This window comes from Nostoc sp. UCD121 (assembly GCF_014222285.1).
Classification (GTDB): Bacteria; Cyanobacteriota; Cyanobacteriia; order Cyanobacteriales; family Nostocaceae; genus Nostoc.
This window is the reverse complement of the sequence record NZ_JACKZS010000020.1, coordinates 48,224-62,882: the sequence shown is the minus strand read 5'-3', so window position 1 is coordinate 62,882 and position 14,659 is coordinate 48,224. Positions and strand designations below refer to the sequence as shown.

The 14,659-nt window shown below is 41.1% G+C and carries 12 protein-coding genes and 2 pseudogenes; 5 read left to right on the top strand and 9 right to left on the bottom strand.

The features are described from left to right. The 5 genes and pseudogenes from GNF10_RS38405 to GNF10_RS07030 all read right to left on the bottom strand — a co-directional run. On the bottom strand, positions 1-231 hold a 231-nt coding region (locus GNF10_RS38405), incomplete at its 3' end, for a ribulose bisphosphate carboxylase small subunit (protein ID WP_260446283.1). A gap of 102 nt (positions 232-333) precedes the next feature. Further along, positions 334-1,989, bottom strand: a pseudogene (locus tag GNF10_RS07045) (ribulose bisphosphate carboxylase small subunit); the annotation flags it as partial. 105 nt (positions 1,990-2,094) lie between these two features. Then, a complete protein-coding gene (locus GNF10_RS07040) occupies positions 2,095-2,397 on the bottom strand; it encodes a EutN/CcmL family microcompartment protein (protein WP_012410634.1) in 303 nt (100 codons plus the stop codon). A gap of 6 nt (positions 2,398-2,403) precedes the next feature. Continuing rightward, positions 2,404-2,748 (bottom strand): carbon dioxide-concentrating mechanism protein CcmK, encoded by a 345-nt coding sequence (locus GNF10_RS07035; protein WP_010995041.1) that lies wholly within the window; start codon positions 2,746-2,748, stop codon positions 2,404-2,406. A 90-nt stretch (positions 2,749-2,838) separates the two neighbouring features. Beyond that, positions 2,839-3,147 (bottom strand): carbon dioxide-concentrating mechanism protein CcmK, encoded by a 309-nt coding sequence (locus tag GNF10_RS07030; RefSeq protein WP_012410633.1) that lies wholly within the window; start codon positions 3,145-3,147, stop codon positions 2,839-2,841. Positions 3,148-3,806: 659 nt separating this feature from the next. Between GNF10_RS07030 and GNF10_RS07025 the strand changes: the two genes are divergently transcribed. The 4 genes from GNF10_RS07025 (at position 3,807) to GNF10_RS07010 (ending at position 9,418) form a co-directional block, all read left to right on the top strand. Next, positions 3,807-5,663, top strand: coding sequence for an NAD(P)H-quinone oxidoreductase subunit F (locus tag GNF10_RS07025; protein ID WP_185580921.1), 1,857 nt, complete (start codon positions 3,807-3,809; stop codon positions 5,661-5,663). A gap of 88 nt (positions 5,664-5,751) precedes the next feature. After that, the gene (locus GNF10_RS07020) at positions 5,752-7,257 is read left to right on the top strand and encodes an NADH-quinone oxidoreductase subunit M (RefSeq protein ID WP_185580920.1); all 1,506 of its coding nucleotides are present in this window, start codon (positions 5,752-5,754) and stop codon (positions 7,255-7,257) included. Between the two features lie 149 nt (positions 7,258-7,406). Next, positions 7,407-8,537, top strand: coding sequence for a CO2 hydration protein (locus GNF10_RS07015; RefSeq protein ID WP_185580919.1), 1,131 nt, complete (start codon positions 7,407-7,409; stop codon positions 8,535-8,537). A gap of 5 nt (positions 8,538-8,542) precedes the next feature. Further along, positions 8,543-9,418, top strand: coding sequence for an oxygenase MpaB family protein (locus GNF10_RS07010; protein WP_260446115.1), 876 nt, complete (start codon positions 8,543-8,545; stop codon positions 9,416-9,418). On the opposite strand, the gene GNF10_RS38400 is transcribed toward GNF10_RS07010, so the two are convergent. The 4 genes and pseudogenes from GNF10_RS38400 to GNF10_RS06990 form a co-directional block, all read right to left on the bottom strand. Continuing rightward, on the bottom strand, positions 9,415-10,017 hold the full coding sequence (locus tag GNF10_RS38400; protein WP_311774119.1) for a hypothetical protein: 603 nt from the start codon (positions 10,015-10,017) through the stop codon (positions 9,415-9,417). The two genes, GNF10_RS07010 and GNF10_RS38400, sit on opposite strands and share 4 nt — an antisense overlap. Before the next feature lie 3 nt (positions 10,018-10,020). Beyond that, positions 10,021-11,142, bottom strand: coding sequence for a DUF3696 domain-containing protein (locus tag GNF10_RS07000; RefSeq protein ID WP_185592715.1), 1,122 nt, complete (start codon positions 11,140-11,142; stop codon positions 10,021-10,023). Then, complete coding sequence (locus tag GNF10_RS06995; protein ID WP_185607132.1) at positions 11,139-12,257, bottom strand: DUF262 domain-containing protein; 1,119 nt, start codon at positions 12,255-12,257, stop codon at positions 11,139-11,141. The genes GNF10_RS07000 and GNF10_RS06995 overlap by 4 nt, the downstream gene beginning before the upstream one ends. A gap of 250 nt (positions 12,258-12,507) precedes the next feature. After that, positions 12,508-12,636, bottom strand: a pseudogene (locus GNF10_RS06990) (Uma2 family endonuclease); the annotation flags it as partial. 177 nt (positions 12,637-12,813) lie between these two features. Between GNF10_RS06990 and GNF10_RS06985 the strand changes: the two are divergent. Next, entirely contained in the window at positions 12,814-14,595 is a 1,782-nt protein-coding gene (locus GNF10_RS06985) for a M61 family metallopeptidase (RefSeq protein ID WP_185585342.1), read from the top strand. The last annotated feature ends 64 nt before the right edge of the window (positions 14,596-14,659 follow it).

Sequence of the window (14,659 nt, the reverse complement as noted above, 5' to 3'; positions counted from 1 at the left end):
TACCCGACGCTTGGCTTTGGGGTCAATACCAATTAAGCGCACATATTCCCCTTGGTATTCGCCAAGGTGTCCTTCTACGGCTGCGATCGCTTCTCTTTCTGAGGAAGCTTGAATCTGACCGGTACTAGTCCAAGAACCTGTACGGAACCGTCGTTGGTCTACGTGTTCAAGGCTAATTTTAGAGCCGCCAGCCAATAATTGCCGGAGTTGGTCTACAACTTCACTACTCAAGCGGGTACTGGTAGCTGTTGCTGTTGCTGTTGCTGTTGCTGTTGCAGAAGGCGCACTGTTAGTAAATGATTTCTGACTGCCAGAGGAGGCTACTTGACCATTCGGACGTTGGATAATCGTTTCTAATACCCGACGCTTGGCTTTGGGGTCAATACCAATTAAGCGCACATATTCCCCTTGGTATTCGCCAAGGTGTCCTTCTATAGCTGCGATCGCTTCTCTTTCGGAGGAGGCTTGAATTTGACCTGTGCTAGTCCAAGAACCTGTACGGAACCGTCGTTCGTCTACGTGTTCAAGGCTAATCTTATACCCACCAGCCAATAATTGCCGGAGTTGGTCTACAACTTCAGTACTCAAACGGTTACTTGTAGCTGTTGCCGTAGCACTTCCAGAACTTCCTCTGCTAGTAAATGATGATTTCTGACTACCAGAGGAGGCTACTTGACCATTTGGACGTTGGATAATCGCTTCTAATACCCGCCGTTTGGCTTTGGTATCAATGCCTATTAAACGCACATACTCACCTTGATGGCTTTCTATACATTCTTCCAAGCCAGAAATTACTTGATTTATGGAAGTTGCTTCAATTGGCTTGCAGCTAGTCCAGGAACCAGTACGGAAACGGCGCTCGTCTACGTGTTCCATGCCAATTTTGTAACCACCTGCCAATAGTTGGCGGATTTGCTCTACAGTTTCGCCATTGACTTTGCCACTGCTAGAGCCGTTCCCATTCCCATTACTGCTGTAGCTGCCATTGCTATGACTACTAGCCGGAGCCTTAAAATTGGTAGCTGGTTTAAAATCACCATCCGGCCGTTGGATGATGCTCTCTAACACACGTCGTCTATCTTTATCAATACCAAACAGGCGGACATACTCGCCGCTATGGTCACTTACACAGCTTTCTAATGCTGCGATCGCTTCACCGATGGATCTCGGTTCGATTGGTTGGCAACTAGTCCAAGAACCCGTGCGGAACCGTCTCTGGTCAACGTGTTCTGTACCAATCTTATACCCTTGTTCCAATAGATAGCGCAACTGCTCTATTGTTTCTGCACCCAAGCTATTGCTCGCCACTTCACTACTCCTTTCCAACTCTAAAACAGTAATACCATTACCTGTATAAGATTTAGCGTTCTCATCCCGAATGGGTGCTATACATTTGCTATCCGCAGCACAAAGATAACCAGCTCGTAGCGCCTGATTAATCCCAACCACATGATGAGCAAATTCCTTATCTTGATCTTGCACATCTGGCAAGCGGTCAGCTTGCTGTTGGCTAGTAATTACTGCTCCCGAAGGTACATATTTACCTGCGGGAATTTCTACGTCTTGAATCAAAGCGTGCATCATCACGATGCAACCTGCACCTACCCTGGCATTAAACACTGTAGAGCGAAAGCCAATGAAGGAATTATCGCCTACATAAGCTGGCCCGTGAATTAGAGCCATGTGGGTAATGCAAGCATTTTTACCTACCCATACCGAGTATTTCTCTTGGTCATCGCCAATTACTCGACCTTGCTCTAACCCATGAATGACCACACCATCTTGAATATTAGTGTTTTCACCAAGATAAAAAGGTGTGCCTTCATCCGCTCTAATCGTAGTCCCCGGAGCAACGATTACATTTGCACCTATTCTTACATCCCCAATCAGATTGGCGAATGAATGTACAAAAGCAGTTTGATGGATTTTGGGTTCAGCTAAATTCCTTGACCACGGAGTTGGGGGTGCTGCCGTGCTGCGGACTGCCATTGCGAGATTCCTCCTATATTGTCATTTGTCCTTTGTCATTTGTCCTTTGTCATTTGTCCTTTTCTAATGACAAATGACTAATGACCAATGACTAATGACCAATGACTATCGATATTGATCTTTTTTGCTGTAAATCATGCGATCTTCAACATAAATTGTATCTATGATCGCCACTACCACTGCATCTAGTGGTCGCTGTTCGTTGCCAATAACTTGACGAGCAACACTGCCACGACTGACAAGTACCCACTCATCTACACCTGCTCCCACACTATCTGCTGCTACCTCATATTGTGGGAGGATGTTTCCGTCTTCATCTACAAATTGTAACAACAGTAGTTTCACACCTCTGAGACTTGGATCTTTTTGGGTGCTAACTACTGTGCCGCGAACTTTGGCGACTTGCATTAAAAATTACGGTCTTCTACCAAAAGGACGAATTGCGTTCACATTTTCCCGGAATTGCTCTACGTCTTCTGTATAACGAATTGGTAGGACATATTCCAAGTTCTCGTGAGGACGAGCAATGATGTGAGTAGACAGCACTTGTCCACCATTGACTCGCTTCACTGATTCAACACCTGCGGCTACGGAAGCTTGAACTTCCGAAACGTCACCCCGGACAATTACTGTAACTCGACCACTGCCGATTTTTTCATAGCCGACTAGAGTCACACGAGCAGCTTTCACCATCGCATCAGCAGCTTCCACTACTGCTGGAAAGCCCAGCGTTTCAACCATTCCCACTGCAATTGACATTAGTTTTAATCCCTATTTAAAGTTTTTAGCTTTCGACAAAAGTGATGCTCAAAAAAGCAAAGAGCGTTAATTACTTTTTTTAAACAGCTTTTAGGTACGGAACTGTTCCACAGCTTCTGTGTAACGAATCGGCAAGACGTATTCCAGGTTCTCGTGAGGACGAGCAATGATGTGAGTGGATAAAACTTCACCACCAAAGACTCTTTTCGCGGCTTCAACCCCAGCAGCTACAGAAGCTTGCACTTCCGATACATCTCCCCGAACTATCACGGTGACGCGAGCGCTACCAATTTTTTCATACCCTACTAAGGTGACACGGGCGGCTTTCACCATCGCATCAGCAGCTTCTACAACTGCTGGAAAGCCTTTCGTTTCAATCATTCCAACTGCAATTGGCATCGCAGAACTCCTACAAAATTAATGCAATCTGTACTGTCGTTTGAATTTTTTGACGGGGAGAGCCTGATCTTATAGCTAAGAAAACACTTCCAAATTAAGCATAGGAAAGCTTGGCGTTCCTGGCAATATAAATTACTATAATAGTTTATGATAAGAAAGTTTTAAAAAACTTAACAAATATTTATCTAGGCTTTTGAGTAATTAAAGTTTACTGAATTACTTGAGCAGCCACTTATGCTTTATAATTTCTTTATCACATTTACAAAACGATATTCATAACCAAGGCTAATTCTATCTGGTGAGGGGAGAGCGGCGGCTGTATCTTTTACTGTATCTATCTTTCCTCGAATTTTACTGGATGTACAACGACTAGGTGAAAAGTATATAATCTTTTCAAATATATCGTATAAATTACTCTGCTCAAAGTAGAAATACTATTGTAAAAACAGAGGTAAGGTTAAGGCAAGTAAATGCTTTTGCGTATGTAAAGTTATATTTTATCAAAGTTTAGTAGGGGAAAGCAAAGTAAAAATACTTTGGATAATTGAGTTTAAACAATAGTAAAAAAATGTTGATATTTTACTAAATTTATTTTTTTAAATAAATAATTGTCTGAAAGATTTTTTAAAATAAAGGCTGAGTCATAAAGGTAAATTTAAATGGATCAATTTCTATTTTCAACAAGTTGGTTTGTGCCTTTATATAGCTTACTAGGTGCGATTTTGACGTTGCCTTGGGGAATAGGAATAATTCAGCGAACAGGGCCAAGACCTGCGGCATACATAAACTTGTTGACAACTGTTGTGGCTTTTGTCCATAGCCTATTTGTATTTAAAAATATCTGGGATAGAGAACCAGAAAAGTTGCTGGTATCATGGTTTAAAGCTGCTGATTTAGACTTATCTTTTACCTTGGAACTCTCAGCAGTCAGTATTGGAGCAACAGTTTTAATTACAGGTTTAAGCTTACTGGCACAAGTTTACGCTCTGGGTTACATGGAAAAAGACTGGTCGCTGGCGCGTTTTTTTGCGTTGCTAGGATTTTTTGAAGCAGCGTTGAGTGGTCTAGCAATGAGCGATTCTTTGTTTCTCAGCTATGCCCTTTTGGAAGTTCTGACACTTTCGACTTACTTGCTAGTGGGATTCTGGTATGCTCAACCGCTAGTAGTGACGGCGGCGCGAGATGCGTTTTGGACTAAACGGGTAGGAGACTTGTTGCTGCTGATGGCTACGGTGACACTTTCCAACTTAGCCGGTAGTTTGAACTTTTCGGATTTATATGAGTGGGCGCAAACAGCTAATTTAAGCCCAGTCACATCAACATTGCTGGGGTTGGCGTTAATTGCTGGGCCGGCTGGGAAATGTGCCCAATTTCCATTGCACCTGTGGTTAGATGAGGCGATGGAAGGGCCCAATCCTGCTTCGGTAATGCGAAACTCGCTGGTAGTCGCTGGTGGCGCTTATTTATTGTATAAATTTCAACCATTGTTAGCACTGTCGCCAGTTGCCTTGAATGCCTTGGTAATCATGGGTACAGTAACGGCAATTGGAGCGACATTAGTATCTATAGCTCAAATTGACATTAAGCGATCGCTATCTCATTCCACCAGTGCATACATGGGGTTAGTGTTTTTAGCGGTGGGGTTACAGCAAGGGGGTGTAGCACTGATGTTGCTGTTAACTCATGCGATCGCTAAAGCATTATTATTTATGAGTTCCGGTTCAGTCATCTTAACTACCCAAAGCCAAGACTTAACAGAAATGGGCGGACTCTGGTCACGGATGCCAGCTACCACCACCGCCTTTATTGTTGGTTCGGCGGGGATGGTAACGCTTCTACCATTGGGAAGCTTCTGGGCAATGCTGGGATGGGCGGACGGTTTCGTGAATATTAGCCCTTGGGTGATTGGGGTTTTATTATTGGTCAATGGCTTGACAGCATTGAACTTAACTAGAGTATTCAGATTAGTCTTCTGGGGAAAACCGCAACAAAAGACCCGACGCACGCCAGAAGTTGGTTGGCAAATGGCCTTCCCGATGGTGACTCTCACAATCTTGACTTTACTTTTACCTTTGATGTTACAGCAATGGTACTTACTGCCAGATTGGGAAAGTATTAATTGGTATGTAGCATTAGCGTTGTTTGCTTCAACTGTGCTGGGAGTAGTTATAGGTTCTACAGTTTATCTGCACAAAGCTTGGTCAAGATCGAGATTTTTGGCATGGAGATTTGTACAAGACTTATTAGGTTATGATTTTTATATTGACCGAGTTTATCGCGTAACTGTGGTAAGTGCAGTCGCACTGCTATCTAGAATTTCTGCTTGGAGCGATCGCTATTTAGTCGATGGTCTAGTAAACTTAGTTGGGTTTGCGACAATTTTTGGCGGACAAACTTTAAAATACAGCATTTCTGGGCAATCTCAGGGCTATATGTTGACCATCCTTGCAGTTGTCAGCGTCCTGGTTTTCTTCATCGGCTGGTCATCGGGTTTACTAGATAAATTGCCTTTTTAAAGATATTGTCATTGGTCATTTGTGATTGGGTAAGATTTTTTTCCCATTCCCCATTCCCCATTCCCCATTCCCAATTCCATATCTGCTTATGCTTAGTGTTTTAATTCTAGTGCCGTTAATCGGTGCAGCTTTAATTGGTTTCTCGCCTTCTGGTATCAATGGGAAATTTGCCCGTGGGGTGGCTTTGGTCTTTGCCATTATTGCTTTCTTGTGGACAATCGTACTAGCAATTCAGTTCCATCCAGGGGAAATCACTCAACAGTTTGCTGAATCTGTACCTTGGATAGATGTCTTAGGCTTAAACTATAACCTAGGAATTGATGGTTTATCTTTGCCACTGCTGGTTTTGAATGGACTGCTAACTTCTATTGCCATCTACAGTAGCGATGAATCTCTACAGCGCCCGAAATTTTATTACTCTTTGATACTATTATTGAGCGCTGGGGTGACTGGAGCATTTCTGGCACAGGATTTACTATTATTTTTCCTGTTTTACGAATTAGAATTAATTCCGCTATATCTGTTGATAGCTATTTGGGGTGGAGAAAAGCGGGGTTATGCGGCTACAAAATTTCTTATTTATACCGCCGTTTCAGGAATCTTGATTTTGGCAAGTTTCCTCGGCATGGTTTGGCTGAGTGGTTCCTCTAGCTTTGCACTAGCAACATTAAACCCTACGACTCTACCTCTAGCGACACAGCTTTTATTGCTAGCAGGGATTTTGATCGGTTTCGGGATTAAAATTCCCTTAGTTCCCTTTCATACTTGGTTGCCAGATGCTCACGTTGAAGCTTCCACACCAATTTCCGTGTTGTTGGCTGGGGTGTTGTTGAAGTTGGGAACTTACGGCTTACTGCGGTTTGGTATGAACTTGTTACCAGAAGCTTGGGCTTATTTAGCTCCTTGGTTAGCGACTTGGGCAGTGGTGAGTGTATTGTATGGTGCATCCTGCGCGATCGCTCAAACCGATATGAAAAAAATGGTAGCATACAGTTCCATTGGACACATGGGCTATGTGCTGTTAGCGACGGCGGCGGCTACACCATTAAGCGTGTTAGGTGCTGTAATGCAGATGATTAGCCACGGCTTAATTTCCGCCATGCTGTTTTTGTTGGTAGGAGTTGTGTATAAAAAAGCCGGAAGCCGAGATTTAGATGTTATCCAAGGATTGCTGAACCCAGAACGGGGTATGCCTGTAATTGGTAGCTTAATGGTTTTGGGAGTGATGGCCAGTGCTGGGATACCAGGAATGGTAGGGTTTATTTCCGAATTCATCATTTTTAGGGGCAGTTTCCCTGTTTTTCCAGTGCAAACTCTACTATCAATGCTTGGTACTGGCTTAACTGCGGTTTACTTCCTAATACTCCTTGACCGCGCCTTTTTTGGCCGCTTGTCTGCACAAGTTACTAACTTACCACGTGTGTATTGGAGCGATCGCGCCCCAGCTGCAATTTTAGCTGTCCTGATTGTGATTTTTGGCATTCAACCCGCTTGGTTAGCACGCTGGACTGAACCAACAATTACAGCAATGGTGAATAGCCAAAATGTAGTAGTAGCAGTGTCCTTGGAGAAAGCAATGGGGGCTAAGGATTAGGGAGTAGGGAATGGGGAATGGGGAATAGGTAAGAAGCAGGGGGAAAGGGAGAAAACTTTTCCCCTCTGCCCCCTGCACTCTGTCCCTCTGCCTCTTTTCAATGCCCAATGCCCAATGCCCTAATTCCTAAAGTTTTTGGAGAGATAGCAATGGTAACTATTAAAAAGAAAGCGGCTCACAACCCCTTGGCTGAGTATATTGAACGGCTGCAAAAAGGAGAAGCATTACTCCCCAATAGTCCAGAAAATGTATTAGAAGTAGTTGGTATTCTTAAAAGCTATGGTGTAGTTTTAGATGCCTACTCAAAAAATCTTAACTATATTGCCGAGCATCAGTTTTTAATATTTTTCCCATTTTTTAAATACTTTAATGGAGAAGTTTCTGTTGAGAAATTACTCCGCCACTGGTGGCATAATCGAATTAATTTTGAGTATGCCGAATATTGTATGAAAGCTATGATGTGGCACGGTGGTGGCGGACTAGATACCTATTTAGATACAACAGAATTTAAAGAAAGAGCGCAAGTCGTTATTTCCGCAAAATTTAAAAATAATCCCTTAATTTCGGGTATTAACCAACTGTTTCCAGATTTCTTAACAGAACAATTGCGTGTCTCTGCTTACTACACGGGTTTAGGTCAATTTTGGCGAGTCATGGCTGATATTTTCCTCAGCTTATCAGACCTCTACGATCAAGGCAAAATAAAATCGATTTCCGAAGTTGTAGAACATATTAAGGCAGGGTTGGTGGCAAATGCATCAAACCCAATTACATACGCCGTCAAAATTCGGGGTGAAGTCTATGAAATCATTCCTAAAAGCGTTGGTTTGACCTTCTTAGCAGATACAGCAATACCTTATGTAGAAGCAGTATTCTTCCGGGGAACTCCTTTCCACGGTACAGTTTCATACAACGCCCAAGGTTATCAAATCCCCCCAGATCAAACGCGATTTCAGTATGGCGCATTATATGCCGATCCTTTACCCATTGGCGGCGCAGGTATTCCTCCCACATTGTTGATGCAAGATATGCGTCATTATCTTCCAGAGTATTTGCACGAAATTTATCGTCGCAGTCTTCGGGGTGAAGATGATTTGCGGGTACAAATTTGTATGAGTTTCCAAAAATCGATGTTTTGCGTGACAACAGCAACGATTTTGGGACTGATGCCTTATCCTTTGGATACTAAAGATCCAAATGAGGAAAAAGGTAATCGAGTTTATTTAGAGAAGTGGATGAGTCGTTTAGAAACTTCGCGGTTGTTGGATGTGAATAAATAACTGAGTTGAATACAGAGCAATTTCAGATGCTTCTCAATCGCTATAAAAATCTTCACCTAATTCAACAACTTGATCCAGTGGAAGATCATTGCCGGATTTATCATTTAATGAATGGTTATGAGTTTCCTTGGGATATGACGCGATCGCTCGAAGTTGCTTTGATGCGAACTTATTGCGTTCCTAGTATTTCTAAATTGCTGAATCAGACAGGAGAATTTACCCATTGTCCGCAAAAACGCTACGATGATACGTCAATAATTGTTGGAGAGATGATTAAGTGGGGCTATGATAGCACCCGTGGCAAAGAAGCCCTGCAACGCATGAATGCACTCCACGGACGCTTCAAGATTGACAACGGTGATTTCTTGTATGTACTTTCAACTTTCATTTTCGAGCCTATCCGCTGGAATGTGCAGTTTGGCTGGCGGCTGATGTGCGAACAAGAAAAATTAGCGTCTTTTTACTTCTGGCGAGAAGTAGGTAAGCAAATGCAGATTCAGAATATCCCTGAAACCTACGAAGAATTCGAGCGCTATAACCTTGACTACGAACGCCAAAACTTCCGTTATTCAGATACAAATCGTCGAGTTGGGGAAGCTACACGCGATTTATTTTTAAGTTGGTTTCCTTCGTGGATGGGTTCTGCTATCAAACCAGGTATCTACGCTTTACTTGATGACACCATGCTCGATGCCTTTGGTTTTCCCTATCCTTCGCCATTGCTGCGATCGGGTATGGTAAGTCTACTAAAAATTCGAGCCAGATTAATCCGCTTATTCCCACCTCGGAATCACCCTAATTTTTATATTGACTCTCCTATCCCCAGCTATCCCACTGGCTATGAAATTTCAAATTTGGGGCCACTTCATCCAAAAATCTAGGCTTCTGGTTCGATACCTAGCGATCGCAATTGAGCAGTTAGGCGATCGGCTCTTTCCTCACCAGTCAACAACAAATTACCTTGCAAATCCCACCAACGTAGCCAAGGTAATTCCATATTGTAATATTGTCCCTGCCAAATCCCTAACTCAACTCCTAAAGGATGTATGGGATAATGTCCGCGTTCGTTTGCTGTTAATAACTGATATTGTCCCCCAATTAATTCATAAACTTCTACGCTGGCTTTATTCACTTCATAAATGCCGTAGAAGGGAGGACGAAATTCAGACAAGCTAACATTGTTTTCAATCTCTTGGATTTCGGAATTTGCTATATTAGTTGAGAAAGGTGCTTTAGTTGCAAGAGTTTTGATAAAAAGTCGTTCAACTTGATCCGCGTCATTAAGCCAGTGACGAAGAGGATAGTTAGGTGCAAGTATTATTGTATGGAAATCTTCTTTAGTGCGGAGGCTTACCTTTACCCCTTGAGCTTTGACTGCCTTTATGGTCTTAATTAGCTCAGACATTCTTTGCTGTGCTACTTGTTCATTCGGAGCCGGATTTCGCAAAGATAACTCATTTAATATTAAGTCAAAATCCACCTTTTACTCTCCCGCAGGCTCAAGTAAAACATCTAAACTTTTTTCCCATTCATCGAAGAAACCATCAGGCCATTTATCAATTCTTCCATTGCGATCAATATGTGGAGATACTACTTCTGTAACAGGTTGTCCTTCTTTTTCTTGTCGCTGAAAATAATGTAGCTGAACATCATACGGCTTAATTTTTCCCCCATGAACAGCAAGACGAATACCATTTAAAACATGATCACTATGAGTTTCTATTACTATTTGAATTCCACAACTAGCTGCAAGCGATAATAATTCACCCATCTTGACTTGCCCTTTAGGATGTAGATGTGCCTCTGGATTTTCAATTATAATTAGTGTACCCGGAGAAGATGATAAAACTGCTACGATAATCGGTAATGTGTAACTAATTCCAAATCCGACATTAGTAGTCCGATAGGGGTTACTATCCCCATAAAAATATTGTAAACTCATCAAACCGATATCTGAATTTGAGTTAATTTTAATCCTTGTACCAGGACTAACTTCTCTCATCCATCCTTCAACCTGGCTACTAAGGGCGTTAGATTTTGCCATCGGATGTCTTAGTTTAGTTTGAAGAACATCTTTATCTTGATTAATTGCTAAAAAATGTGCAGTATATTCACCCTTACTACCTAACTGTCCTAGTCGCCTTGCTTGATAATCTGACATATCATAAGATGTTCGTGGCCCGAGACGTTCAGCCTGTAAATAGTGAAATCTTCTATTGAAAGGACTTAATTTATAGACATTCTCAATTGGTAATTTAGAATCTAAATTATTTAAAACATCTGCACCTGTCTTAATTGGGTCATAGCTAAAACGCCAAATCCCTTTTTTTTTATCATTCCAAATAATCTCGAAACCAAGATAATCCTCTTTGGCTCTTTCACAAAATGCATCTTGAGCAGTACCAATGCGTACTAATTCACCATTCAATGCTAAACCGACATTTGGCAATAATTCTTGTTGATAAGATTGGCGCAGCAAAAGTAGCGATTGTAGTACAGAAGATTTTCCCGTACTATTTAGACCAGAAAGTAAAGTTAGTGGCTTAAATTCAATTAACTGATTTTCAAACGCTTTGTAATTGGTCAATCTTAGAGAATTAATCATAATAATACTTCTTGGATGATTTTTTCAACTGTTTCAAATCTATGCTCTATTTTGTTTGCTGCTTGAGATATTGATACTAGAAATTCTGTATCGTTGTCTACATATTTAACAAAAGTATCTATTAGTTCTTTTTTTCTCTCTTTTAATATTTCAATATTTTGAATATCGAGCTTTGCAAGATTCACAGACCAAACTTCAAACAAAGATTTATTGAGTGGAAATTTTCTTTTATTTTTCTTAGAGATTTTACGAAAAGCGTTATTATTAAAAATATCAAATGCTGCACTCATTGATTTTTTAAACATTTCTTCTAAACTTTGTATTTCTTCCTGACAAAGACTATTTACCTTAAATAAAGCTTTACTTAAAAAAGAATCTCTAGTTTCATCTTGATACTCTTTATAAGAAATTAAATAAAAAGCAATAAATCCTAGAACAAACTCTCTATCATCCATTCTCTTTTTTTTATCTGGGGTAAGATTAACAACACGTTTAAACTCTGGTAAAGAAGCTAGATTAGCCAAAAGTTTTGTAGCTTGCCCAGGATTCAAAGCATGTCGTAGTTCCTGATTTGAAAGACGTACACCTCCTGTATTGATACGTTTGAAGATATTATACTTAACTTCCAAAGGTGTGCCTTTTTCAATTAAATATACTGTAACTTGAGTTTCTAATATCCGACGTTGATATCTGCGCTCTAATTCTTCATAGGTTTTATTATTAAGCTCTTTCAGGTATTCTAATCCAACTAGTTTAAGACTTTTATCAATAACAAAATGTTTGAGTGCAGACAATCTTTGTAAGCCATCTACAACTACCCATTCATCTTCATTTGTAGCATCAATATAAAAAGCAGGCAATGGAATTCTAATTAGAATAGATTCAATTAATTTACCTTTTGCTTCTAGAGTCCATATATTTGCTTGTCGTTGAAATTCAGGTGCTAAATCAAGGGCATCTTCGTTAATTCTTCTGAGTAATTGCTCAATAGTTGGCTCCCTTGTAACAATATTGATTTTCTCAGGGTCATACTGAAATGTAACTTTTTCTTCTTGTTCTTCATCATTGTCTTCTTCATCAGCTAATTCTGGGTTGTAGTTACTCAAATCTGTCACAGCGCTTATTCCTTAGTATTAACACTTGTTTGTTCACTTAGTTATTAGTAATGCTTGGTTTTACTACATCAGCAAATGGGACTTTTTTACTAGCGTATTTCAATCCTACTATTTCCCCAAATAATAGAGACGCGAAATTTCGCGCCTCTATGTAACTAGTCTATTACTTGTTTACGTTCCCCAGGCAAATCAAAAATTGGTGCGATCGCCTCCAGTAACATTAGAGCGATCGCACCCTTAAACCAAATACTCAAACTTCCGCTTCAACACCGAGCGATCGCAATTGGGTAGTTAGGCGATGGGCTCTTTGTCTTTCCTGTTCGGCTCTTTCCTCACCAGTCAACAATAAATTACCTTGCAAATCCCACCAACGCAACCAGTGAAAATTAATACAAATATTTTGGAAGTTGCAAAGATTGCTTTGGCAGCAGGCGATCGCCTGCAAAGTGAGAAATAAACTAGGTTTTAACTACCGCAGCCAATAAAACGCGAAACTTAACATGCAAATTTGTCATCATGAGAGAAATTACCTATCGATTATTAACTCAGCACCAAGATGACTGAAGCAACAGCAACTCGTCCCAACGCATATATCCAGGAAACTGGCCCGACAATTCATTACCTAGTAGCAATGCCTCAACCAGAAACCCATCTGTTTGAGGTGACTTTACGCATTGTCGATTACCCCTCGCCGATTCTCGATTTAAAATTGCCGGTATGGACACCCGGTTCCTACTTAGTTCGAGAATATGCCAAGAATTTACAGGATTTTGTAGCTTTTGCAGAGGATAAGCCTTTACCTTGGCGGAAAATCAGTAAAAATCACTGGCAGGTAGACAAAACAGGTGTTTCAGAATTAACTGTACGTTACCGCATTTTTGCCAATGAGCTATCGGTACGGACAAATCACTTGGATGCTACCCACGGTTATTTCAATGGTGCAGCACTATTTTTTAGATTACCGGGCTGGGATAAGCAACCCATTCGCGTTACCATCGTACCACCATACCCAGAATGGCAGGTAACAACTGCTCTACCTCCCGTAGGTGAGGAAACAAATACTTTCTTGGCTAGCGATTTTGATACTTTGGTGGATACTCCCTTTGAGATTGGTAGCCATCAATTTTATAAATTTGAGGTCTTGGGAAAACCCCATGAACTGGCTATTTGGGGGAAAGGTAATTACCAAGTTCAGCAATTGATTGCTGATATCCAAAAAATTATTGAAGTAGAAGCGCAGATGTTCGGCGGTTTGCCTTATGAACGATATGTGTTTCTGCTACATTTATTTAGCCAAGCTTTTGGCGGTTTGGAGCATAAAAACTCTTGCTCCTTAATTTACCAGCGTTTTGGGTTTCGCGCTCAGGAAAAATACGATCGCTTTATGCAATTAGTTGCACACGAGTTCTTTCACTTGTGGAATGTCAAACGAATTCGCCCAAAAGCATTAGAGGTTTTTGATTATGACCAGGAAAACTACACATCATCATTATGGTTTTGTGAAGGTACTACTAGTTACTATGATTTGTTAATTCCTTTGCGGGCGGGAATTTATGATGTTAAATCATATTTGAATAATTTGAGCAAAGAAATTACCAGATATGAAATGACACCAGGGCGCAAGGTGCAACCCGTTTCCGAGTCGAGTTTTGATGCCTGGATAAAACTTTATCGCCCCGATGCAAATAGCGGTAATTCCCAAATTTCCTACTATTTAAAGGGAGAAATGGTATCGTTGTTGCTTGATTTACAGATTCGCTCCACTCACGACAATCAGCGTTCCCTCAATGACGTGATGCTGAAAATGTGGCAGCTGTTTGGGAAAGATGAAATTGGCTATACTCCAGAACAGTTGCAGGAAGTTATAGAATCTGTCGCCGGAATCGATTTGACTGATTTCTTTAAACGCTACATTGATAGTACTGATGATTTACCTTTCAATCAGTATTTAGAACCCTTTGGTTTGCAGTTGGTAGCTGAACAGCAGGAAGAACCTTACCTGGGTGTGAGAATAAATACAGAGAATGGGCGGGAGATGATTAAGTTTGTGGAAACTGATTCACCTGCACAAATAGGGGGAATTGATGCAGGTGATGAGTTGTTAGCAATTGACGGGATTAAGGTAACGGCGAGTAGTTTAAGCGATCGCCTGAAAGATTACCAAGCAAACGATACCATCCAAATCACAGTTTTCCACCAAGACGAACTGCGTACTTATTCCATTACCCTCGCGTCACCACATCCTACTCGATATCACGTAAAACCTGTTGATCATCCTGACTCCACACAGCAAAAAAACTTTGCTGGATGGCTTGGAGTTGCGATCGCAACTGTTTGATAAAGGGATTGGGCATGGGGCATTGGGCATTGGGTTATTGGTTATTAATTCTTCTCTCCCTTGC

Bases quoted from the DNA above. Each gene is read 5' to 3' on its own strand.
- GNF10_RS07025 (WP_185580921.1), top strand. From the start codon at position 3,807: ATGGATCAATTTCTATTTTCAACAAGTTGGTTTGTGCCTTTATATAGC.
- GNF10_RS07035 (WP_010995041.1), bottom strand. From the start codon at position 2,748: ATGTCAATTGCAGTGGGAATGGTTGAAACGCTGGGCTTTCCAGCAGTA.
- GNF10_RS06985 (WP_185585342.1), top strand. From the start codon at position 12,814: ATGACTGAAGCAACAGCAACTCGTCCCAACGCATATATCCAGGAAACT.
- GNF10_RS07020 (WP_185580920.1), top strand. From the start codon at position 5,752: ATGCTTAGTGTTTTAATTCTAGTGCCGTTAATCGGTGCAGCTTTAATT.
- GNF10_RS07015 (WP_185580919.1), top strand. From the start codon at position 7,407: ATGGTAACTATTAAAAAGAAAGCGGCTCACAACCCCTTGGCTGAGTAT.
- GNF10_RS07040 (WP_012410634.1), bottom strand. From the start codon at position 2,397: ATGCAAGTCGCCAAAGTTCGCGGCACAGTAGTTAGCACCCAAAAAGAT.
- GNF10_RS07000 (WP_185592715.1), bottom strand. From the start codon at position 11,142: ATGATTAATTCTCTAAGATTGACCAATTACAAAGCGTTTGAAAATCAG.
- GNF10_RS07030 (WP_012410633.1), bottom strand. From the start codon at position 3,147: ATGCCAATTGCAGTTGGAATGATTGAAACGAAAGGCTTTCCAGCAGTT.